The sequence below is a fragment of the Natrinema versiforme JCM 10478 genome, assembly GCF_000337195.1.
Taxonomy (GTDB): Archaea; Halobacteriota; Halobacteria; order Halobacteriales; family Natrialbaceae; genus Natrinema; species Natrinema versiforme.
In genome coordinates this window covers 123,033-143,478 of record NZ_AOID01000064.1, presented here as the reverse complement: position 1 = coordinate 143,478, position 20,446 = coordinate 123,033, and the positions used below count along the sequence as shown (strand labels likewise).

Sequence of the window (20,446 nt, the reverse complement as noted above, 5' to 3'; positions counted from 1 at the left end):
ACGTTCGGAAAATCTTGGATCTTCCGTGATAACGAGATACCGAAGGCGTCTCGAACCACTTGACCCCCGAGCGATTTGCCGTATAAATAACAAGACTGAATACTGCGACCGAAAACCCACCATTGTGCGCTACATTCCGGCAGTGAAACGCGCGGGTGGGGAACTCTGGAGTGGTGGACGCGGGAAAATTCTACTCGCCGTTGCCTTCGGCTGGTTCCTATCGATCAGCGTTCGGATGATCTATCCGGCGGTGTTACCACATATTCGCGGCACGTACAATCTTACACTGACGACATCTGGGTTACTTTTGACGGTCCTCTGGATCGCGTATGCGTCTGGCCAACTTCCTGGTGGAATCCTCGCTGACTGGGTAGGAGAGCGCCCACTATTGATCACCAGTTCGCTCCTTGCTGCGGCGATGCTCGCGCTTGTTATCGTCGCGGATTCGGCGGTCATTCTATTTTCAGCGACAGCATTGTTCGGCGCGGGGACAGCACTGTACGGCGTCTCAAGGTTCACTATTTTAGGAAAAATCTATTCCGAGCAACTCGGCACAGCGACGGGTGCGACAATGGCTGCTGGCGATATCGGGAACGCAGTGATGCCACCCGCTGCCGGGTTCATTGCGACCGCAATGGCCTGGCAGTACGGATTCGGGCTCGCCGTTCCGCTTTTCCTTCTCGCTGCAGTTGGTCTCTGGGCGACGCTTCCAAAACGGATGTCAACAGCGACATCACTCCGCGAGTCTATCGCGCTGGGAGATATTCTCTCAACGTTGTCTCAACCGATTGTGCTGCGAGGAACCATCTTACTCGTACTCTGGGCCGTAATCATTCAGGCATTCATGGGCTTCTATCCGACGTATTTGATCGACGAGAAGGGGATCTCAGCACGGATCGCAACCGCTCTGTTCGGCTTCTTTTTCGCGCTCGGTATCTTGATGAAGCCCGTTGCGGGTCGGGCCTACGATAGTATCGGCGTTCGAATTCCGCTGTTAGCACTCATGAGTGTGGCAAGTCTGGCTCTTGCCGCGCTTCCGTTCGTCGAAGCAGTGTGGCTGTTCGTCCCCGTGACCGTGCTAGCGAGTAGTCTTCTGGGATTCGAAACAATCGTGATATCAGATCTCACTCGGCGACTTCCGGAGGGAACACAGGGAACGAATTTAGGTGCGCTTCGGACAGTCTATCTCGCGCTCGGCGCGTTGAGTCCGGTCCTCTTCGGGGCGATCGCCGAGCAAGAATACTTCGACGAGGCATTCCTCGGCATCGCCGGTCTGGCTGCTATCGTCGCCCTCACTGTGTTCGCTTCGATCGATTATTGATTGGCCAGGTCGGAGTACATCGAAGAGACCGCCGACAGCGAGACGTTTCAGGAACTCGTCGCGACGAAGTACTACGACGACCAACTCGAGTTTATCACCGTCAAGCAGCTGATCGGCGCTGAGGCCGCGCAACGACTCCGCCTGCTCAAGGCGGACCTCGAGGATGAACCACTGATATCTCCGCTCCCGACGACGTCGATATCTACCACGGGGATGCGACGCTGGTCGACACCGCAGACGACGATCGATGAGCGGCTGCCCGCAGCTCCGAACGGTCGTGGTCGATACTAGCGCACTTGTCACCCTTGCCGTCCCCCGTTCCGACGCGGCCTACGCCACCGATTCCGTCCCGTATCCGCTTCAGTACCTCCTCACGCCATGGAAAGTGTTCGTGCCGCCGGAGATGGTCCGGGCCGGCCTCGGAGAACGAGACATCCCCGAGTCCCAACTGGGAGTGGGGTGTCGGATTCATCCTGCGCCTAAAGGCGCGGATATTCTCCTTGCTCTTTATAATATTTCATCAGAAATGTGGTTGGGAGGCGGTCACCCCTCCTCCGCTTACAAGCACAACCAGCGTATTACCCTCGGTGTGCAAATGGAGCAACGAACGGCATCACCCCCGGCTACCGTGAATGGACGTTTCACAACGAGGGGTGAAAACCTCTTTTTCAAATCTGTTCTGAACGTCAGACCGATGGTAACGCGAGCGCGTCCGACTCAGTCACGGACAGCCTCGGAATCTCTGAGGCCGCTCACGAGAACGACGGAAGGACTTCTTCTCGGTACATCTCCAGGAGGGCGTCCTGGTCGTCCCCGATCTGCATTACGTAGACGTGATCGTACCCAGTGTCGATCGCCTCCTGAATCGCGTCGATGTGTTGTTGGGCGTCCGGTCCGGTTATGATGCTGCTCTCCGCGATATCCTCTTCCGAAACCATCTGTGCCGCCTGCTCGAAGTGTTTTGGCGTCGGCAAAACGGAGTTCAGTTCCCCTTTTAGACCCGCTATCGGCCACTGTTCGTGTGCGGTGGAGACGGCCCCGTCCTTGCTGTCGGCGACGCAGGCCTGGAGTTGGCAGAAACGGGGACCCTCCCCGCCGTGTTGTTCCCACGTCTCGACGACGTCTTGGGGGCCGACCGACCAGAACCCGTCGCCGAAATCGGCTGCCGCTTTCGCGGCGCGCTCGCCGTACGCCGACACGCAGATCGGCGGCCGTTCCTCGGGGAGCGTGAACAGCTTCGCGTTCTCGACGGTATAATGTTCGCCGCGGTGACTGACCTCCTGGCCCGTCCAGAGCTTGTCGATCACCGCAACCGCCTCCTCAAGCATCTCTAGACGGACTTCGTGCTCTGGCCAGCGATCGCCGAGGACATGCTCGTTGAGCAGTTCGCCTGTCCCGACGCCGGCGAAGAACTGCCGATCGTCGAACATCGCTGCCGTCGTCGCGGCTGCCTGCGCGTAGATCGCCGGATGGATGCGTACGATCGGCGCCGAGACGCCCACGCCGACGTCGATCTCGTCGGTCGCTGCAGCGACACCGCCGAGCGTCGACCAGACAAACGGCGCGTCGCCTTGCGCGCTGATCCATGGGTGGAAGTGGTCCGAGATCGAGAGGAAATCGAAGCCGATCGCTTCGGCCCGCGTCGCGTACTCGACCAGATCGTTCGGGTGGTGCTCCTCGCTCGAAAGGGTAAATCCGATTTCGGTCATGTCTGTGAAGTTCGGGCGTCACGTGGTTACTCAGAGGCCGCTGCGAACTCCTCGACTATCGTGTCCGTAAACGCGTCCAGATCGTCGGGGTTGCGGCTCGTCACGACACCGTCGTCGACGACGACCTCCTGATCGGTCCATTCGCCTCCCGCGTTCTTGACGTCCGTCCGTAGACTGGCGTAGGAAGTCAGCTCGCGATTATCGACGACGTCGGCACCGGCGTCCGAAATGGTCTCTTTTGGTTCGGTAAACTCGACTTCTTCAGTGCCTTCCTGCGCGACGAGAATTCCGACGCTCACTCCGTCGAGGGGTTGCCGGTCGGTTGTACTCATGCAGGTGTATTCGCCACCGATCTACGGTTAAAGATTTCTCTCACATCGAAGTAAGTATCGACTTATTACTTATAGTATTTATTAGATGTCTTCCGGAATTAGCTCTAATCGGAGGACTGGCCAGCCGGCGCAGCCAGTGAGCGTGCGGCGCCGTCGCCGCGAGCGAGGCTAGTACGGTTCAATCGTGCACCAGCACGTCGAGCACGTCGACGCCGTCGCGGGCGAGTGCGTCCTCGAGCGCTCGTTCGATCCCATCGGGATTCTCCACGAGTTCTGCGCGCCCCACGTGGCTTTCGGCGTTCTGTACAATGTCGACCTGCGGGTCGAAGTCCATGCCGACGAACTCGTGGTCCTCCTCGTCACCGCCCAGTAGGTCGAGCGTGTCGTCCTTCAGGATCCGGTAGTTGCGGTTGTCGGCAATGACGACGGTGAGATCGAGGTCGTAGCGCGCCGCGCTGTAGATCGCGTTCGGGTAGTAGAGGTAGGACCCGTCGCCGACGAAGCCGATCACCTCGCGCGGATTGTCTCGCTGGCGTTCGGCGATCGCCCCGCCGATCGACACGGGGAGGCCGTAGCCGAGGCCGCCACCTTTGTTGGTGACGTACTGTTCCGGATCGGAGTCCCAGCGCGTTTTGATGGGAAACATCGACGTGACGCTCTCGTCGACGACGTAGGCGCTGTCCGCGACCCGTTTCATCGTGTCGATGAGCTGTGCTTTCGACGGGCGGGGATCGTCCTCGGCGTCCTTCGGCCAAAAGGGGAAGATGGCACTTGGATTAACGATCAATCTGAAATATCGTCCTGGCCTGTTCACCACGACCCTAACTTTGAGGCACTATCTTTCGGCGATCGACGAGGTAATGGTGGCAAAGGGGCGTCTATATCGAAACACTTGATCTCTGGAGATATTCTCGGATTCTACACGGATAAAGCGCAGCCCCGAAGATGATGATCTTCACCGCTTTCTCTATGGGTATATGACCGTGGACACGGTTCATGACTTGAGCTCACTTGACAAAGAGTCCTATTACAATGAGCTCAGACGGTTTCCTGAGAATGCCCACGCAAAGCGCTTGGAAGGGGCGGTTCTCCTAAACATGATGATCTTGTTATTGTTGATGGGACAACACCAGCCGAAAAACTCACCTATCCGATCCGGATGAGTGAACGAATAGAAAAATCTCCTTGGTACAAAATAACTGACGAATTCGCGTCAGATTTTGCTGTTCAAGGTGGCCTGAAGGGAATTTGTCGTAAATTCACGGTGAAGCTAGACTTAGAAGGCAGCGAGTTTATTGAAAAAATCCAAGAGAGGCAGTGTCGACAACCCTCTGACTGAGTTCGGCCTTGAGTAAGAACTATTCAGAGAATCCTGCCGTGGGAGTCCCCTTCGTTAATTCCCCGGTCGGAATGAGCAACTCCTGTCGGTCTCCGACCTGCTCGGCGAGCTTCCGTTTCAGGTACTGTCTCGCCGTCGACGGCGTGAAGACGCCTTTGTCGAGAATGTCGCCGATGACGTCTTTGAGGGCCGCGAACTGTCCCTGCAGGTGGCCGTCGCCGACCGGCTCGCCGTCGTACCAGCGCACCGTCGCGAGCGCGCCGTTCCCGACCGTCTCCCCCTGTTCGACCGTCTCCGAGTCATACTGTAGCCCGAACCACAGCGTCCGATAGGCGGTCACCTCGAACGTCGTCGACACCACGAAGAACGTCTCGTGGTGGAGGTAGTCGAGATGGTCAGCGACGATCTCGTCGAAGGTGAGCCCGGTGGCGCGGGGCTTCGGCTCGACGACCGTCGACGGTCGATCCTCGCCAGCGAGGTAGCCGTCGACGGCTTCTGCCTCGAGGCGATCGGCAAGCTCTGCGAGGAGCTGTTTCGCCCACTTGGAGTCGGTGTCGTCGCCACCGAATGGCGACTCAGCCGAGATTCGGTGCTTGAGCTTCAGGTTGGCTGCGCCCCAATGGCTGTAGTGGAGCGTGTATAGTCCGTCCGTGCGTTCGTACGCAACGAGTGCGCGGTATCCCATCGAGCAATCACCTCACGGAGCGACCGCGACTGGATCGCCCCGCACCCCTCCCGGGGGACGAACAACGCTACCAGTAGTTGCTACCGAGGCTTCTTTATTCGGGATGAGTAGTGAAATCGGGGCGGCTAAATCGGTAAGTGGAATTGCGAACCGAACTTTTGCGCTGCGGGCGCGACGGAGTCGCGCCCTCGGCAAAACTTCGATGAAAAGCACTCCTCCCTCCCCTGCGGGTCGGTCGTCGGCCCGCTCACTCACTGCGTTCGCTCGCGGTGAGTGCACACTTCTCCGCCTATCCTGACCAGCCGTTTCAGACCTCACCCTGAATAAAGAAACCGTATCGGCAACTACTGCTACTCGTCGATCGGGTCGGGGGAACTGAGGTCCGCGTGGAGGACTTCGCCGTCGCGAACGACGTACCGCTTCGCCAGGACGGGGAAGCGGCACTTGGTGAACCCCGCTGTCTGGATATCGAGTTCTTCGTCAGCCTCGAGGTGGTCGGCGAGTTCTCGCAGGAATTCGTGGGCCACGATGCCGCCCTCGTAGTCTGGGAGGCCGTTCTCCCGCGCCTCGTACACCTCGAAGTCGTCGTACCCCCAGATGGTGAGCTCTCCGTCTTCGGTAACCTCCCAGTCGAGCGTCCCGAAGCAGTAGTTCTCACAGAGCTCGCGGACTGTCCGCGGATCCGATACGATCGCGCCAGTCGACGTCGTCGCAGCTTGCAGTGTCGCCATGTCTGGACTTCACGGGGTCGCTCCCACACCCCTGTCGGGGGCGATAAACCGACGCGAGAGCTGCCACCCTGGGCGTGGTCCGCAACTCCAGTTAGGAATCTGCGTGGGCGTCCGCCCCGGCTCCGTCGCCCGGCCGCGTGAGAAGGCTCACCTCCTCCAGGAGGTCTCTCGCGGTCTCGACTCGCTCTCGATCCGCGTCGTCTAACCGGTCGACGTCGAGTCGGTTGAGATTGCTGAGTACACGATGCATCCGGTAGCCCTGTTTGAACTGTTGATCCATCGGAAGCGCCTCACCGCTCGTCGGCGCGGAAAGACTCCCTATCGAGACTGGCGTCGGGCTTGCAGGAGATTACGATCTTAACCAACAAACCTCGACGCTACTCGCAGGATGTTGGTTAATCGGCGCTCAGCACCGGGGCTACTCGAGACTGGGTCCGTAGCGAGCCGAGCCACACACCCGGCACTCCCAGATCGGTTGCCCCGTCCACGCCTCATCCGGGACCGACTCGTGGGTCCTGAACCGATAGTCGGTCGCCCGTCCACAGTTTTGACAGTCGAGTTCCTGCGTCGTCGGTACCGACGACACCTGGCGATCAGCCGCAGCTTCGCCAGCGGATTCGGTCAGCGCCATCGCCGGAACCAGCCACACCGCGTCGTTGGCGGAGAGGAGGTTCGCCGCGGCACCGCCCTTCGCGACGGCGCCGTAGTACGTGGTCGACTCGACGACCAGGTGGACGATGCCAAGGAACGTCGTCGACGCTGACTCGTCCGTGCTAGTGGCGTCACTCCCGAGATGGTAAGTGAGACAGAACCGGCATTTCGTCTGGCTGTCTGACTGACGCCCCACAGGACCGGCACTCGCTGTCGGTTACCGTCGGCTCATCAGGGTAGCCACCAGTACTCGTCGCGACGCGTTGCCGTCGGGGGTCACCTTCATATCCGCTGTTGAGCGTCTCGTCCGGAATGTGAGATGCCTCGCCGGTCGACCGCAGTTCTGCAAAGTCGGAATATCGGTTGAACATTGATTGACTCATAGCTTTTGTCGGTATCGCATTTCAACGTCCGGACGTCTTCGCTCGCAACGTACTCTTGATTATACGAGAGAGCACAAACATATATAGGAGTTTAGCGCCAATACTGTCGTAAGAGGTGCCAAGCATGTCCGAATCCTCGCGAGATGGGGTCCAGTCGTGGAGTGAGTCGATGAGCGCTCGTGACCGTATTCGAGCGGTCGCCGAGACGCTTCGCGAACCGCGGTCCGTCAACTGGATCAGCGAGCAGGCCGACGCCGCCTGGAGTACAACCAACGATGAACTCCAGGATCTCGTCGACCAAGGCCAGTTGCGTCGCGTCGAGGCCGGCGAAACCACGCGCTATCAGCCGGACTACACGCAACTGCTCTTCGAGGAAATCCGCACGCTCATCGAGGAGAACACACGCGAGGAGTTGCGGAACGAATTGGCCGCGATCACCGAAGAGATCGAGGAGTGGCAGGCGACCTACGACGTCGAGACGTGGGAGGAACTTGAACAGTCGCTCGCAGACGGCGACCTCGCAAGTGCCGAGCTTCGCGAGCGCCGCGACGTCATCGCGTTCTGGCGTGAGAACGAGGAGGACCGTCGCCTCATCAAGCACGCGCTGGAACTCTATTCCGACGTCGAAGCCGCCCGCGAACAGATGACCGACGTGGCCGACCGCGCCACGAGCTAATCCTTCTCTCTCACAGAATGTTCTTTCTCGCCGGTCGTGACCGCTATACACAGCGGACCCTCCTCCACGATATTCACGACCGATTGACGAACCAGCCAGGGTGTGAGGACGTACGCTATCGTCCGTCTCGACGTCGACCTCGGTACGTCATCGCGGATATCGATCCGACAACGTTCCTGAGTGATTCCTACGACGCGCCGACCGCACGACTGGAGATTCGCTTCTGGTACCCCGCCGGCGTCGACTACGAATACTACCGCATCAACTGGATCGAACCGGACCGGAACCTAATGCTCGGCTTCCACCAGGACGCCGATCATCCAGACCTTGGACCCTGTCACATCCAGCTCAATTACGAAGACACGCCGGTTGATCGGCATAGCACGACGTTTCTCAATGCGCACCCGCTCACCATCCTCGATGACCGACTACAGCAGTTCCCGGAAGCAGTAAAGGCAATAAACTGGGAGAACGGGACGCCCTCGCTTCCCACCTGGGCAGTCTATACAGCGAGTTCATCGAGTGTTTCGTGATGCGTCCGGATGGTCGTTGGCGTGACGTTCCCTGTCTCTGCGACGTCACTTTGCATCACCCACTTTCCCTGTTCCTGTCCCGCTTTGTAGAGGCAGGCCGCGGCGAACCCGGCCGGATGGACGCCCGTCGTGACGCCGCGCTCCTCGGCCTGCTCCGCGAGGGCTCGGGCCCGCTGTCGGATCTCATCCGGACACTCGAGGTCCGAGGCCAGGCGGGGCACGAACATGCTGGGGGAGACGGGCTCAGCGGGGAGGCCCAACTCTTCGTTCAGCGTTTTGTACACGTTCGTGACCCGTGACTCCGCGACGCGGGCCATCTCGCTGACGTCGTCCACTAACCGCGAGAGGCCGTTGCACCGGCAGGCTCCGTAGACGCTGGCCGCGGCGATGGCCTCGATGGATCTGCCACGCAGCAGATCCTCGTTCTGGGCGCTCCGGAAGAGCTGACATGCCTGGTCACGAATCGACTCGGAGAGTTCGAGCGCACTCGCCAGCCGGCGCACCTCGCCCAACCCGTGTGCGAGATTCCGCTCCGCTTTCGACCGCCAGCGACCACGGGTCTGCTCACGTCGCATCCGGGCGAGCTGCCGGCGTTTCTGTCCTGAGAGTTCGTCCCCGTGGGCATCGGTTCCGTGGCCGATCTCCGTCGAGAGGCCTCGATCGTGGCGGGCTACAGTCAGTGGTGCGCCTGTCCGCTCGCGCTCGTCCGCATCGTACGCCCGCCACTCCGGCCCGTGATCGATACGCTGCTCGTCGATGACCAGGCCAGTCCTCGCAGACCGTTTCGACCGCGTTCGTCGTGACCCGGCTGTCGCACTCCAGACACTGGTTCGCGTTCGACTCCGTACGGACGTCCTCATCGAAACCGTTCTCGTAGATGTCTCTGGTTGCCATCGTTCTCACCGAATTATCGGGACTTCGCCTTCACGACGAGCCCCTCACCCATCGAGGGGGAACATAGACACCAGGCACTGGCAGTTCCCCGTTTTCCGGCCTCATTTGGGCGGATTTCGCCGGTCTCCCGATTATTTCATCGTCGACCAGCTATTCAGCGCCACTCATGACGAGCGAGTTATCGAAGGCACAACTCCAGAGGATCTCTGGGGCAGTCGCACCGCATCGACACACGGAAGTGAACCAGCTGATCGAGTGGTTCGAACTCGAGGAGCTGGCAAAGACGGAAATGGATCTCGCTGGGAGTACATCGGACAAGGTCTACGAGATCCTGAAAACCGTTGATGTCAAGCGGCGACGGGAAATCATTCAACATCTCATCAACGAGGAAGCGCCGCTCCGAATCGACGTCTTGTAACCGCTCGAGGATGCCCTGCAGGGTTCAGATCTGGAACTTACGGACGGTGATGACGGATACGAACTGATCAAGGCCGTCTCTGGCCCTGCGCAGCAAGCGAAAGCCCAACAGCGATCGTACATCGAGGAGTATGCCCCTCTTCGAGCGGTCGCATTCCTGGAGAGTGCTCGCAAGGAGCAGGCGCAGGGACGCAATGCGAATGCGTTGTGGCACGGACGGAACGCACTGGAAAAGATGACGACTGGAAGCTGGCATTACAAGGAGGGACTAGCCGAATTAGCAAAGCAAAACATCGGCTTGATCGACCGAGAGCAGCATCACAATGACAGACGGACGTACGATTACGAACTGCTGGCTACACCGTACAACTATTGTTCGACGATCGGCGCCCATCCCCAAAACGTCGGTTCGGCCAGTGCATTGCAGGCGACGACGGGGCTCGTACAGGTCGAACAGGCGATCTACTTCGTGCTCAAAACGGGCGAGGAAGCGAACGATCGCGGAATCACGCTCACCCGCTGGGATTTCAGTCGATTACCCTGACGCAAAGTCACTCTGATTCGGCCTCTGTCTTCGTTGCCGCATCATTCAGTACAGTGTCAACGAGCGTTCCGTCCTCTATCCGGTGGGCACGGACTTCATAATCCAGGTGGTCTTGCCCGTACGTAGAGCGATCCGGTGGCTCCTCGATGTATCGGTAGCATTCAACGAACGTCGTTCGTGGGTGAATGACGCCCTCTTGGTTGAGCTGCACGACATCGACGGTATTCCAGGTTTCCCAGTCGGTCGCTTCGACGAACTGGTTGAGTACGCTTTCCAGGTACTCCGTGCTGGCTTCGTAATTGGCCGCCCCGCCGAGTTCAGCATCGTAGGTCTCAGTGTGAACGGCTGGATCCGATAGCCGTGAGGAAACGACCGGCGCGGAAACACCATATTCCTCAAGTGTCGATTCCACCTGCGCTCGGATAGCCGCGTCGGCATCCGGAGCCAGGATCACCCGATTTATGAGCGCATCCATATCTGCAGAGAGTGTGACGGCTTCAGGGTTGGAGGGATCGTATTCTGATGGGCGTCCCATTCCATCTGTCCGGATTATCGGATTCCCTCCCTGATTCGTGAGGATCCGGAACTCCTGTTCGCTGTCGAACTCTCGATGCTTGAAAAAGTACAACGAGTAGAACATCCCTGTCGGTGTATGCTCCTCCTCGTAGTCGAGATACCGCACGATGCCCATATAGTGGTCATCGTCAGGGGCGACATGTTGCTCAAGCTGTCCGAATGTCGTTTCGATCGCGACCCCGTCACGTAGATCCGCATACTGGCCCCAGATCTCGGAGTCTTCATCCGTTCCGAGCCGCCAGCAATTTGCATAGTAGTTCTGGCGACCCTCCTCGCGGGCTTGCTCAACCCCCTCGGCAAGATCCATCTCCTCGCCATTGTTCAACATCAGCGACTCGGTCTGGTTTGACTGGTATCGTTCACGAGCCCGGGCTGGCGGTGAGACTTGGCCCTCGCGCGCCTCGTACCCATCGGCTTGGCCAGCTCGGAACCCATTCTCCAGCGTGTCTGCGAAGTATTCCAGCGGCTTGTATCGTCGAATGACCATCCGGTCTGAGGGAACTATCCAATCCGTATGTGTCCCGGCGACTGATCGACGCGACGAGTCGTTCGGCATATGGTTCCTCTCACTGTTTCCCACTTGTAGGTGTTCCCCGTGACGTCGGCGGTGTTCAGATAAGCAGATTCCATGCGAAAGCGAACGATCTCAACCATTCGTCAGCAGTTTCTGCTTCAGCGTTGCTGAAACAGTTTGAGAAGCAGATAGTTCTGTGTTTTACCTTACGAAAGACACGTTCGACGCTGTTCCGATTTCCATGTCGTTCATATCTGAAATCGAGGCCATGTTTTTCACAGGCTCGGTGAAGTGGGACCGCGCCATCAACGAGAAAAATCGCGTCATCTACATCGTGTTTTTCGCGGAGTTCCGCGAAAAATTGATCTGCGATAACGTTCGTTCTTGTTGGTTCAAGCTTTGTATGTAGCAGATCGTTCGAGTCGGGATCGACGGCAGCGTACAGCCAATATTGTTCATCGTCAAGTTGAATCACAGTTTCATCAACCGCAACATGATTCGGACTCCGACCAGATTCCGGCTGTAGATCAGCCTTATGAACCCAATTATGAACAGTAGATCGAACCCGATCAACACCGAATACCTCAAGAAACGAAACAGTATCTGAAAGCGATAACCCAGACAAATGAAGCTGAATACTGAGATTCATCAACAGCTGCGGTGTTGCTTCTCGCTCCACAAAGTCTACGTTGATCTCGTCTAAACAGCCGCTGAGGCGGTCGTTTTCGGGCATAGATCACTTTGAAAACGTACCGCCTCACCTTTCAATCCTTATCTGAACACCGCCCATCGCTGGAGGGAGTGCTGTGAGGCTTGCTCGCGTTCGAAAAACGTGCTGTCGAGTGCGACATGGCCAGATTGCGGGTGTTGCTGCGCGGAGATGCGCAGCAACGCCCGCCGGATGTACATCGCGTAGCGGTCGAAAGAGTGGTAAAATGTGGTTGGATCAGGCGGTGCGTCCGGATGGACGCCGAGGCGGTCGCAGACCGCCGGAATAAGACTCATCCGGTCAACGAGTTCGGCATAGCTGTGCCCCTCTTCTTTGCGAATACAGTGCGCGACAATGTAAGCCTCGCGGGCAAGCCCGCCCGAGTCGGGCTTGCCCGCTTGGTTTCCCAACGCTTGTTTAGCTACACGTAGTGCTGTCTCAACGAGGTCGAGCAAAGCGACGCCCATAATCGCCTTCTCAACCTCATCTTCTCAAACTCATTACAGAGTAATCCCGTCGCTGTCATCCATTTTCAATAGAGCACACAATTAGGAATCGACCTCATTTTTCTCCCATCAGGTTCGCCACATCTCAACCCAATTGAGCAAGTCTGGAAACAGCTGAAATGGACAATGTCGCCGATTATTGTCGGCGACGAGGATGAATTTCACGAACTTGTCAAAGATGTATTTGAACAAGTGACACAGAGAGTTAGCTACGCCAAGAAGTGGTGTGAGAAGTTCCTTAACTTTCAGAAGATATCTGGATTACTAGCGCGGTACCCTTGCTCTCTTCGACTTTCAGCCGCAGCTCTCATCGTCAACAATCTCCTTCACAAGAGCGTTCGCTGAAAGAAGCCGTCTATAACCTTCTCTCGTGGGTTCGGGACAACGATGATCGTGGCGTCGATGACCTTATGGAAGAGATCGACCATCTCTTCGTTCACTCAACTGCTGACGCTAACGTGCAAAGCTGAGTTGTGTAGATCGTCCCGCTAAGGATACACTCGTTCGAAGAGCCGCCACGGAAATCACTTGACGCTCGTCGCGGCCTGCCGCTCTAAGTTTACTGTGATACTGAGAAGAAAAAGACCCGCTTTGAGAGCGATCTTCACACCACCTCTCCTATCGGGGGCTCCTCGGAACCTCGGAATATTCGTTCCTGAGTTCGAATTCCTCGGATATCTCCAGCAACAACTCAACGATCTCGTCGTTTACTCTCTCCGTATTTAATCGACGTGACGGTGCCGAGATGCCGAACGCTCCGGCCACGTTCCCGCCTTTGTCGTCAACTGTTGTTGCCACGGCGTTGACGCCTGGAATCCTCTCAGCTTGGTTCGTGGCGAATCCCTGTTCTCGGATCTCGTCTAGCTCCTCCATCAGAGTCGAATGGTCTGTGATCGTGTTATTCGTTAATTCGACGAGTCCGTGTTGATCGATGATTTCGTCTACCTCTTCGAGAGAGAGGTTCGCAAGGAGAGCTTTCCCGACCGAAGTAGCATGGAGGTAGAACCGTTGTCCAACTTGGCTGTCTGCGTAAATTCCATGTTTGCCAATTTCTGTCGAAATGACTACGCCCAGTCCATTCTCTTCCGTGATGAACGTTGCACGGTCTCCGGTTTGTCCGGCCAGTGATTTGACGAGACCTTCGGCGATAGTATACATACTTTTCCGCATTCTCGCATAACGGGACATCTCCATGAACCGCAACCCTATATGGAAGTTTCCGTCCTCTTTGACCACGTAACCGTGGGATTGCAGAGTGGTGATGTAGCGATAGATCGTACTCTTCGAGACATCAAGATGAGACATTAGGTCGTCGATGCTACACCCTTGATTCTCTCGTATCAGGTCCATTATACGGAATGCCGTATCTACTGATTGAACGCTGTCTTCGTTGCTTCTGTTACCTATCATGGGATTACCATACCACCCAAGGCCACTTCACACTTCGCATATGATGGGATAATTAACTCAATTACCCCAAAGATACGGCTATATTCCCACATAGGTGTACAGTTAAGTACTACCAGTCATTCTTTTGCGCCGTAACACATTATGACACGAATGCATAATCGACGGACCTTTCTTGCAGGTATAGCAGGTGCTAGCGCCCTGTCTATAGCTGGATGTATGGAATCCTCAGGATCATCTGTTCGAATGGGAACTGGCACCCAGGGGAGCGCGACGTTTGCAGCAAGCCAGGCGTTGCAAAGCGTAATCAACGACAGCGCAGACGAAGTGAGGATCTCTTCCCAAGAAACGTCAGGTTCAGGGGCAGGGAACTTTCGACTGTACGATAACGGCGAGATTGATGGCGGCGGGTTCGACAATTATGCGTCTGCACAGGCCGTAAACAACACAGGCAACTTTGCCGACCGTTCCGTTGATTCGATCCCCTATCAGGGATTCTTCTATGTGCTTTCGCACATGTACATCGTAACGAGTCCTGATAGCGATATCGAGACCACTGACGATCTCTCGGGAAAGAACGTCTGGTTAAACCCGGCGGGAACGAGCGTACGGCCCCCAACTGACGCAGTATTCGAAAACGCTGGTCTCTACAGCCAGATCAATCCGGTAAGTGTCGACCGTAGCGGTCTACCAGGGGCAATCGAAGAGGGACGAATCGATGCCGCTGTCGTCTATGGAGCGAATTCCAAAGCACTCCCCGGGTGGGTGACCGAGTTAGATACTCGGTTCAACTTCATCGTCGTCACCCCGACCGAGTCATTCAAGCAGGCGATCAGGGACACCAGCGGCATAGGATACGAGGAGGTGAGCACCTACGGCTGGGAACAAGACATCGGCTCCGACGAGGTCGCCACATGGACACTTGGTGCCCAGTTCCGTTTCGGCGACAACGTCTCGACAGAGACCGTGCAAACAATCGCCCGAGTCACGTACGAACAGAACGAGTCGATTATCGAAGCAAACAACATCTTCCCGGAATACGAAGACCCCTCTGACATGATGGCCGCGGCTATCTCGGACCAGGCTGTTCATCCGGGTGTCGCAGAGTTCCTGAAAGAAGAGAACCAATGGAACGACGAACTATCGATTGGGGAGACATAGAGATGGAACGCAAAGCAATCGCTGCCGCCAGCATCCCATTCTGGGCATTCATTATTTTCTATGCGGTTTCCCAGCAGATGCCGCGGTCCAAGTTCAGCGTTGCGTTTTTCGGTACAATCGCTACGATCTACGTCATCAATGAGTTCCTGTACGCCGATGAACCCAAGCCGCGCTATGAATCATTCCTGCTTGTCGCGTCCGGCATCGTCGTGCTGCTTACCAGCATCTACCTGTTCACCAATTTCGAAACGCTATACACCGAACGGCTCGGATACGCACTAGCACACGAGTACTGGATGGCGTTCGCGTTCGTCCTCGCGATGCTCTATCTCACCTACCGCGAGTTTGGCGTTCTCTTCCTCTCGATCCTTCTTGGGGTCATCGGTTATGGATTGTTCGGGTCGGTGATCCCCGGCGTCCTTGGCCACGGCGGGATCGCGCAAACGCGACTGTTACGTATCCTCGTCATTGAGATAGACGGCTTCTATGGCCAACTCACCGGACTCGTCGCCGCCTGGCTCTCACTGTTCTTGCTGTACGCGGGTCTTCTGAAGGCGTATGGCGCATTTGATTTAATGATCCGGCTGGCCGTCTACTCCTCGAAGTACGTTCGCTCTGGGGTCGCCCAATCGGCCGTCATCGCCAGCATAATAATCGGATCGATCAATGGTAGTACGGCCGCGAATACGGCAATGACGGGATCATTCACAATTCCGCTGATGAAGAAGAACGGCCTACGTTCTGAGACTGCCGGCGGAATTGAGGCAGTCGCCTCAACGGTCGGACAGGTTCTACCTCCGGTCATGGGTGCCGGAGCGTTCGTCATGGCGTCGCTCCTCGGAATGGACTACGGCAACATCGTCATCGCTGGAACCTTACCGGCACTAATCCTCGTCAGTTCAATCGCCATCGGCGTTCACTACACGTCGGTCGCCCAGACCACCGGCGTGAATATCGATGTCTCCGACTTTATCGACGAGAACAAGTCCCGGGCCGACCTCGCGATCGAGGGGGTAAAGTTTGCTATCCCGTTCGTCGTCCTAATTTATACTCTCGGCATCGCTCAGTACACGGTCATGACTGCGGCGTTGTATACTGTCATCTCGACGGTTACAACTGGTATTAGCGTGCCACTACTGCAAGCGTTCCACGGTTCCGGTTCCGTTCGATCGACTGCGAAGCGAACAATTCTGGAGACCGTCGACGGCGCGCGCATCGGCGTGCTCTCACTGGCTGGGATTGCAATCATCATCTCCGCGATCGACGGTGTGGTGACCATCCTCTTAGCGACTGGCGTCCCGTCGGCGCTGACGCTCGCGTTGATGGACCTCTCCGGCGGGATCCTCCTCGTCGCCGCGTTCATCGCGATGGTGGTCAGCATCGTCTTGGGGCTGGGGATGCCGACCGTGGCCGCCTATTTGATTGTTGCCCTGCTAATTGCACCAACACTCAGCGGTGAGTTCGGTGTCCCTCAGATCGCTGCGCATTTCTTCGTGTTCTACTGTGCGATTCTAGCAGCAATCACGCCACCAATCGCGACTTCCGTGGCTGTCGCGACTGGAATCGCCGAAAGCAACTTCTGGGGGACGAGCCTTGAGGCGATCAAAATCTCGATTCCGCTCTTCGTCCTGCCGTTTGCATTCGTCTACAATCCCGAGTTAGTCGCCGGAGGACTCACGCTCGAGACGTTCATCTTCGCCGGAATCACATTCGTCGGAGCGGTGAGTCTTGTCCACGGTATCAACTATATTCATCGACCCTTCGGTCTCTCTGTACACGCTGACTGGGGGCTCCGCTCACTCTTCGTCGTCGCTGGGGTTATAACAATGGTCTATCCTGACTTGCTGCTTCGCGGAGGAATCGCCGCCGCAGTCGTCCTAGCGATTACAATACAGCACCGCTCTAGATCAAATCCTCTGTCGGCGGACGACAGACTTCCTGCATAGCCAAAATAACAACTCCACAATAACATTACAAATGTACGATAAAACAAGCGATAACCGAGATAGTAAAGAAAAACGAACCACATGTGGAACGATCGAACGAAGTGGCCCAAACGAAGTCGTTGTGGGAAGCTATACTACCTGGCAGTTTACCTACACAGTCGGTGAACTCGGAATGGACGACGGTAGTACGCTGAAGGTGGCCACGAGCATGACAAGCGACTGGGGACTACCGCAGTTCGACGATCCGACGGCGGAGCACTACTGTACTGTTTCGACGAACGGTGATGCGACAGTGGAGGCCCGATTCGACCCTGATGGACACACTCGACCGATCAAACACGCAATCATCGTCGACGTTTTCGATGACTCGCTCGCACCTGGCGACACGATCACCCTAACTCTAGGAGAGACAAGTGAGGGAAGTTTAGGCATCCAAACCCAGACGTTCCCCGAAACCGACTTCGTCTTCATCGGATTCATCGATCCGTTTGGGACGGCAGAATTCGTCCGGCTTGAGGACGAACTAAGCGTCGATATCGTTTCGGGTTCCGCAACGGATTTTGAGGCGATCGCGAAGGCTCGAGATGAAATGGTGGACGTCTCGGTGCGCGCAATCGACGAGTGGGGCAACATCTCGAGGCGATACAATTCAGTGGCTGATGTTGAGTCCCTCTCAGGTGAGATTCTAGCTAGTTGTGACCTCGAAAACGGTATCGCGCATACCTCAATCGAAACCCGTGAGGTGGTTTCCGACGAGGAACCCCTTCGGTTCACCGTCTCAGACGATCACTTCCAGGCGACGACCAATCCCGTTGTGCCTTCGAATCCGATTCGCTGGGGCGACCTCCACGGCCAGTCCGAGGAAACTGTCGGAACGGGGTCGGTCGAGGAATATTTCGATTTCGCTCGCAATGCCGCATTTCTTGACTTCGTCTCGCACGTCGGCAACGACTTCCAGATTACGGACGAGTTCTGGGAGCGCCTCCAAAAGATTGTTGAGTCCGTCAATACTCCGGACGAGTTCGTATCCTTCCTCGGCTATGAGTGGTCGGCTAACACGCCCAACGGTGGCGACCATAATATCTACTTCCGCGACGATTCAGCCGAAATCGTACGAAGTTCCCACTGGCAGCTTGACGACGAAACGCGCTATCAGGGCCTCAAATCTGCTTCGGACCTCTACGACTATTACGGGGGGCGCGATGATGTCCTTATCCACCCACATCTGGGCGGACGTCCAGCAACCCTCGACAATATTGATGAGTCGCTGACTCCGGCTTTCGAAATTTCATCGGTTTGGGGCGTCTTTGAATGGTTCGCCACTGAAGCGTTCGAGGCCGGCCACCATCTAGGGTTCGTCGGCGGGAGCGACGATCACACCGGCCGGCCAGGGGCGAGTTATCCCACAAACCATCCGTTTTTCCTCGTACGCGGTGGGTTGACCGGCGTGCCGAGCGAGTCACTCACCCGAGAAGAGTTGTGGAACGCGTTACAGAGTAGTCAATGCTACGCAACAACCGGCGCACGCATTCACCTCGACGTAGATATCGATGGGGCGTCGATGGGTGAGTGTATTACCGTCAACGGTACTTCCGAAATAGATGTATCCATCGCCGGAACAGCACCGCTCACAAATGTCGACCTCTTCTGCGATGGTGAGTGTATCGACTCTGTCGACTGTACAACGGGTGCTGATCGATACGAAATCCGGTGGTCTGGAATCCGGCCGCAAGTTCGAGACAAAGTCGTCGACTGGAGTGGCGGGCTCACGCTCGATACTGGTTCGTTCATCGATGTCGAACCCTTTGGATTTCAGCATCCTGAACACGGACTAACATCGACGGCCCCGATGAGTTTAGAGTGGATCAGCAAAACTGCCGGTAACTACCAAGGACTTCGGTTCAACGCACCAACGGACGCAACAATCTCACTACGCACGCCGATGTACAGTGGATCGTTCGCCATCGACACAATCAGCAAGGAACGGATTCGTGACTTCGGCCCGGTTAAAGGAGAAATCGTCTGCCGAGAAGTTGGAGCCGCAACCACGACCGATACCGCGTTGACGTTCACTGATGATTTAGACGCAGGCACCCATGCTTACCACGTCCGGGTTCGACAAGCTGACGGCGAGATAGCTTGGAGTTCACCGATCTCTGTGACAACTGACCACTAACACAATCAGGCACTGTCTAGTGCCGCTTCAGTTCTGAACTACTAGAATAAATCGAGAGACGTTATCTCGTGTGAATATAGTGTTTCACGGCTTAAGCCGCACTAGACAGTGCTAGTTGATTCTTATGGCTAAGAAAATGACTGGACACTTGGAATAGACGAGCCTGTCATAGAAAGCGTCACGTACGAAGCGGCAGGGTTTGGAAACTGTATCCACCAGCTCCAAAGCCCTACAAAACGTAGCTTCGGTCAACGAGTTCTTGAATGCAGCGGCTACCGAGACAGTTCCACTGTTCGAGCATCTTGAGTTCGAGTTTCTGCTGGAGTACGATGTGTTCGCCCCCGCTCGCCGGGGTCGAACACGAGTTCACAAGCCTCCAGACCACTTCTATGGCTTTCTACACTGTTATTACGAGGATATCTACGGAACACGTCCAGTGACACGAGAACTCCAGCACAGCCTCGTCTGGTACTACTGCGGACTCGACAAACCGCCGTCCAGAGACACCATTGACCGGTTTCTCACCGACCTCGAACACGTCATCGATGATGTTTTCCGTAGACTCGTCGAGCAGGCCGCCGCCCGCGGCCTGCTCGACTCCACGTACTCTATCGATTCAACGCACATCGAAGCGATTCAGCACAACGACGCCGCCTCGTGGAACTACGACCCAACAGCCGAGGAGTACTACTACAGCTTCGTTGTACGATTGCTTCTACCGGCCCAAAAATCCCAATTGCAGCGGAGTTCACACAAACGAAGCAAGCAGATCAAGAGGCGGCGATGCGCGTCACGCGTGACGCGCTCGCCGTCGATACACCGGTATGGATGCTCGGAGACAGCGCCTACGACATCCTTGACTGGCACGACCCTGCTGGCCGCAGGGATCGTGCCAGTCGCTCCGTACAACCCACGAAACACCGACGATCCACTCGATATCGAGTACAGGATCGAAGACCGCATTGAACAACACAGCCAAGACATTCAGCTCAAGCAATCGACGCTGGACGAGACGTACAACCGCCGGACAGGAGTCGAAAGAACCAATGATGCAGTCAAGGACTGCGGCCTCGGGCGCGGACGTGCCCGAGGCCGCGTCCATGCACGGACAGAAGTGTTCCTTTCACTGTGCCTCCGAGTAGTCGTTGCTATCACCAACTTTGAGCGGGGGAATGATCCGGGTCGTGAGAAGCTCAAACTATGAGTTGGATTCTATGACAGGCTCATAGACAGTTA

16 protein-coding genes and 9 pseudogenes are annotated in these 20,446 nt (G+C 56.6%); 13 read left to right on the top strand and 12 right to left on the bottom strand.

Annotated elements, in window-relative coordinates; genetic code table 11:
* Positions 1-124 precede the first annotated feature (124 nt).
* Positions 125-1,321: an MFS transporter gene (locus tag C489_RS20330; protein WP_049891176.1), complete on the top strand. Its 1,197-nt coding sequence runs from the start codon at positions 125-127 to the stop codon at positions 1,319-1,321.
* A 12-nt stretch (positions 1,322-1,333) separates the two neighbouring features.
* Positions 1,334-1,572 (top strand): annotated as a pseudogene (locus C489_RS20325) (hypothetical protein); the annotation flags it as partial.
* A 501-nt stretch (positions 1,573-2,073) separates the two neighbouring features.
* On the opposite strand, the gene C489_RS20320 reads toward C489_RS20325, so the two are convergent.
* The 7 genes and pseudogenes from C489_RS20320 to C489_RS20285 form a co-directional block, all read right to left on the bottom strand.
* Positions 2,074-3,030 (bottom strand): TIGR03557 family F420-dependent LLM class oxidoreductase, encoded by a 957-nt coding sequence (locus tag C489_RS20320; protein ID WP_006433280.1) that lies wholly within the window; start codon positions 3,028-3,030, stop codon positions 2,074-2,076.
* Between the two features lie 26 nt (positions 3,031-3,056).
* Positions 3,057-3,362: a DJ-1/PfpI family protein gene (locus C489_RS20315; protein ID WP_006433279.1), complete on the bottom strand. Its 306-nt coding sequence runs from the start codon at positions 3,360-3,362 to the stop codon at positions 3,057-3,059.
* 178 nt (positions 3,363-3,540) lie between these two features.
* Positions 3,541-4,107, bottom strand: a pseudogene (locus tag C489_RS20310) (thiamine pyrophosphate-dependent enzyme); the annotation flags it as partial.
* Between the two features lie 613 nt (positions 4,108-4,720).
* Positions 4,721-5,386 (bottom strand): DUF6735 family protein, encoded by a 666-nt coding sequence (locus C489_RS20300; protein WP_006433277.1) that lies wholly within the window; start codon positions 5,384-5,386, stop codon positions 4,721-4,723.
* Between the two features lie 350 nt (positions 5,387-5,736).
* On the bottom strand, positions 5,737-6,117 hold the full coding sequence (locus tag C489_RS20295) for a hypothetical protein (RefSeq protein WP_006433276.1): 381 nt from the start codon (positions 6,115-6,117) through the stop codon (positions 5,737-5,739).
* Positions 6,118-6,208: 91 nt separating this feature from the next.
* Positions 6,209-6,397, bottom strand: a complete 189-nt coding sequence (locus C489_RS20290; RefSeq protein WP_006433275.1) for a hypothetical protein — start codon at positions 6,395-6,397, stop codon at positions 6,209-6,211.
* Positions 6,398-6,535: 138 nt separating this feature from the next.
* Positions 6,536-7,139, bottom strand: a pseudogene (locus C489_RS20285) (hypothetical protein).
* A gap of 136 nt (positions 7,140-7,275) precedes the next feature.
* Here C489_RS20285 and C489_RS20280 point away from each other — a divergent pair.
* Together C489_RS20280 and C489_RS20275 are read left to right on the top strand one after the other, a co-directional pair.
* On the top strand, positions 7,276-7,827 hold the full coding sequence (locus tag C489_RS20280; RefSeq protein WP_006433273.1) for a DUF7342 family protein: 552 nt from the start codon (positions 7,276-7,278) through the stop codon (positions 7,825-7,827).
* Positions 7,828-7,844: 17 nt separating this feature from the next.
* Complete coding sequence (locus C489_RS20275; RefSeq protein WP_006433272.1) at positions 7,845-8,360, top strand: hypothetical protein; 516 nt, start codon at positions 7,845-7,847, stop codon at positions 8,358-8,360.
* On the opposite strand, the pseudogene C489_RS20270 reads toward C489_RS20275, so the two are convergent.
* Positions 8,330-9,254 (bottom strand): annotated as a pseudogene (locus C489_RS20270) (transcription initiation factor IIB). The gene C489_RS20275 and the pseudogene C489_RS20270 sit on opposite strands and share 31 nt — an antisense overlap.
* Before the next feature lie 238 nt (positions 9,255-9,492).
* On the opposite strand from C489_RS20270, the gene C489_RS20265 reads away from it, so the two are divergent.
* Together C489_RS20265 and C489_RS20255 are read left to right on the top strand one after the other, a co-directional pair.
* A complete protein-coding gene (locus C489_RS20265; RefSeq protein ID WP_152423223.1) occupies positions 9,493-9,672 on the top strand; it encodes a hypothetical protein in 180 nt (59 codons plus the stop codon).
* Positions 9,673-9,906: 234 nt separating this feature from the next.
* Positions 9,907-10,215 carry a hypothetical protein gene (locus C489_RS20255; protein ID WP_152423222.1) on the top strand — a complete coding sequence of 103 codons (309 nt, stop codon included), beginning with the start codon at positions 9,907-9,909 and terminating at the stop codon, positions 10,213-10,215.
* A gap of 7 nt (positions 10,216-10,222) precedes the next feature.
* On the opposite strand, the gene C489_RS20250 is transcribed toward C489_RS20255, so the two are convergent.
* The 3 genes and pseudogenes from C489_RS20250 to C489_RS20245 all read right to left on the bottom strand — a co-directional run.
* Positions 10,223-11,347, bottom strand: a complete 1,125-nt coding sequence (locus C489_RS20250) for a DUF2971 domain-containing protein (RefSeq protein ID WP_152423221.1) — start codon at positions 11,345-11,347, stop codon at positions 10,223-10,225.
* 55 nt (positions 11,348-11,402) lie between these two features.
* Positions 11,403-12,038, bottom strand: coding sequence for an IS6 family transposase (locus C489_RS21245; RefSeq protein ID WP_006433266.1), 636 nt, complete (start codon positions 12,036-12,038; stop codon positions 11,403-11,405).
* Between the two features lie 56 nt (positions 12,039-12,094).
* Positions 12,095-12,481, bottom strand: a pseudogene (locus C489_RS20245) (IS5/IS1182 family transposase); the annotation flags it as partial.
* A gap of 78 nt (positions 12,482-12,559) precedes the next feature.
* Between C489_RS20245 and C489_RS21240 the strand changes: the two are divergent.
* The 3 pseudogenes from C489_RS21240 to C489_RS23180 all read left to right on the top strand — a co-directional run.
* Positions 12,560-12,772 (top strand): annotated as a pseudogene (locus C489_RS21240) (transposase); the annotation flags it as partial.
* An 80-nt stretch (positions 12,773-12,852) separates the two neighbouring features.
* Positions 12,853-12,990, top strand: a pseudogene (locus tag C489_RS21235) (IS701 family transposase); the annotation flags it as partial.
* Between the two features lie 22 nt (positions 12,991-13,012).
* A pseudogene (locus tag C489_RS23180) lies at positions 13,013-13,125 on the top strand (IS1595 family transposase); the annotation flags it as partial.
* Between the two features lie 13 nt (positions 13,126-13,138).
* Here C489_RS23180 and C489_RS20240 read toward each other — a convergent pair.
* Entirely contained in the window at positions 13,139-13,930 is a 792-nt protein-coding gene (locus C489_RS20240) for an IclR family transcriptional regulator (RefSeq protein WP_083902869.1), read from the bottom strand.
* Between the two features lie 141 nt (positions 13,931-14,071).
* Between C489_RS20240 and C489_RS20235 the strand changes: the two genes are divergently transcribed.
* The 4 genes and pseudogenes from C489_RS20235 to C489_RS20220 all read left to right on the top strand — a co-directional run bounded on the left by C489_RS20235 (position 14,072) and on the right by C489_RS20220 (position 20,414).
* Complete coding sequence (locus C489_RS20235) at positions 14,072-15,088, top strand: TAXI family TRAP transporter solute-binding subunit (protein WP_083902868.1); 1,017 nt, start codon at positions 14,072-14,074, stop codon at positions 15,086-15,088.
* Between the two features lie 2 nt (positions 15,089-15,090).
* Complete coding sequence (locus C489_RS20230) at positions 15,091-17,034, top strand: TRAP transporter permease (RefSeq protein ID WP_006433262.1); 1,944 nt, start codon at positions 15,091-15,093, stop codon at positions 17,032-17,034.
* A 172-nt stretch (positions 17,035-17,206) separates the two neighbouring features.
* Complete coding sequence (locus C489_RS20225; protein ID WP_006433261.1) at positions 17,207-19,210, top strand: DUF3604 domain-containing protein; 2,004 nt, start codon at positions 17,207-17,209, stop codon at positions 19,208-19,210.
* A gap of 199 nt (positions 19,211-19,409) precedes the next feature.
* Positions 19,410-20,414: pseudogene (locus tag C489_RS20220) on the top strand (transposase).
* Positions 20,415-20,446 lie beyond the last annotated feature (32 nt).

Excerpts from the sequence above, each read along its gene's own strand:
- C489_RS20320 (WP_006433280.1), bottom strand. The coding sequence starts at position 3,030 with ATGACCGAAATCGGATTTACCCTTTCGAGCGAGGAGCACCACCCGAAC.
- C489_RS20315 (WP_006433279.1), bottom strand. The coding sequence starts at position 3,362 with ATGAGTACAACCGACCGGCAACCCCTCGACGGAGTGAGCGTCGGAATT.
- C489_RS20300 (WP_006433277.1), bottom strand. The coding sequence starts at position 5,386 with ATGGGATACCGCGCACTCGTTGCGTACGAACGCACGGACGGACTATAC.
- C489_RS20295 (WP_006433276.1), bottom strand. The coding sequence starts at position 6,117 with ATGGCGACACTGCAAGCTGCGACGACGTCGACTGGCGCGATCGTATCG.
- C489_RS20290 (WP_006433275.1), bottom strand. The coding sequence starts at position 6,397 with ATGGATCAACAGTTCAAACAGGGCTACCGGATGCATCGTGTACTCAGC.
- C489_RS20280 (WP_006433273.1), top strand. The coding sequence starts at position 7,276 with ATGTCCGAATCCTCGCGAGATGGGGTCCAGTCGTGGAGTGAGTCGATG.
- C489_RS20275 (WP_006433272.1), top strand. The coding sequence starts at position 7,845 with ATGTTCTTTCTCGCCGGTCGTGACCGCTATACACAGCGGACCCTCCTC.
- C489_RS20255 (WP_152423222.1), top strand. The coding sequence starts at position 9,907 with ATGACGACTGGAAGCTGGCATTACAAGGAGGGACTAGCCGAATTAGCA.
- C489_RS20250 (WP_152423221.1), bottom strand. The coding sequence starts at position 11,347 with ATGCCGAACGACTCGTCGCGTCGATCAGTCGCCGGGACACATACGGAT.
- C489_RS21245 (WP_006433266.1), bottom strand. The coding sequence starts at position 12,038 with ATGCCCGAAAACGACCGCCTCAGCGGCTGTTTAGACGAGATCAACGTA.
- C489_RS20240 (WP_083902869.1), bottom strand. The coding sequence starts at position 13,930 with ATGATAGGTAACAGAAGCAACGAAGACAGCGTTCAATCAGTAGATACG.
- C489_RS20235 (WP_083902868.1), top strand. The coding sequence starts at position 14,072 with ATGACACGAATGCATAATCGACGGACCTTTCTTGCAGGTATAGCAGGT.
- C489_RS20230 (WP_006433262.1), top strand. The coding sequence starts at position 15,091 with ATGGAACGCAAAGCAATCGCTGCCGCCAGCATCCCATTCTGGGCATTC.
- C489_RS20225 (WP_006433261.1), top strand. The coding sequence starts at position 17,207 with ATGGACGACGGTAGTACGCTGAAGGTGGCCACGAGCATGACAAGCGAC.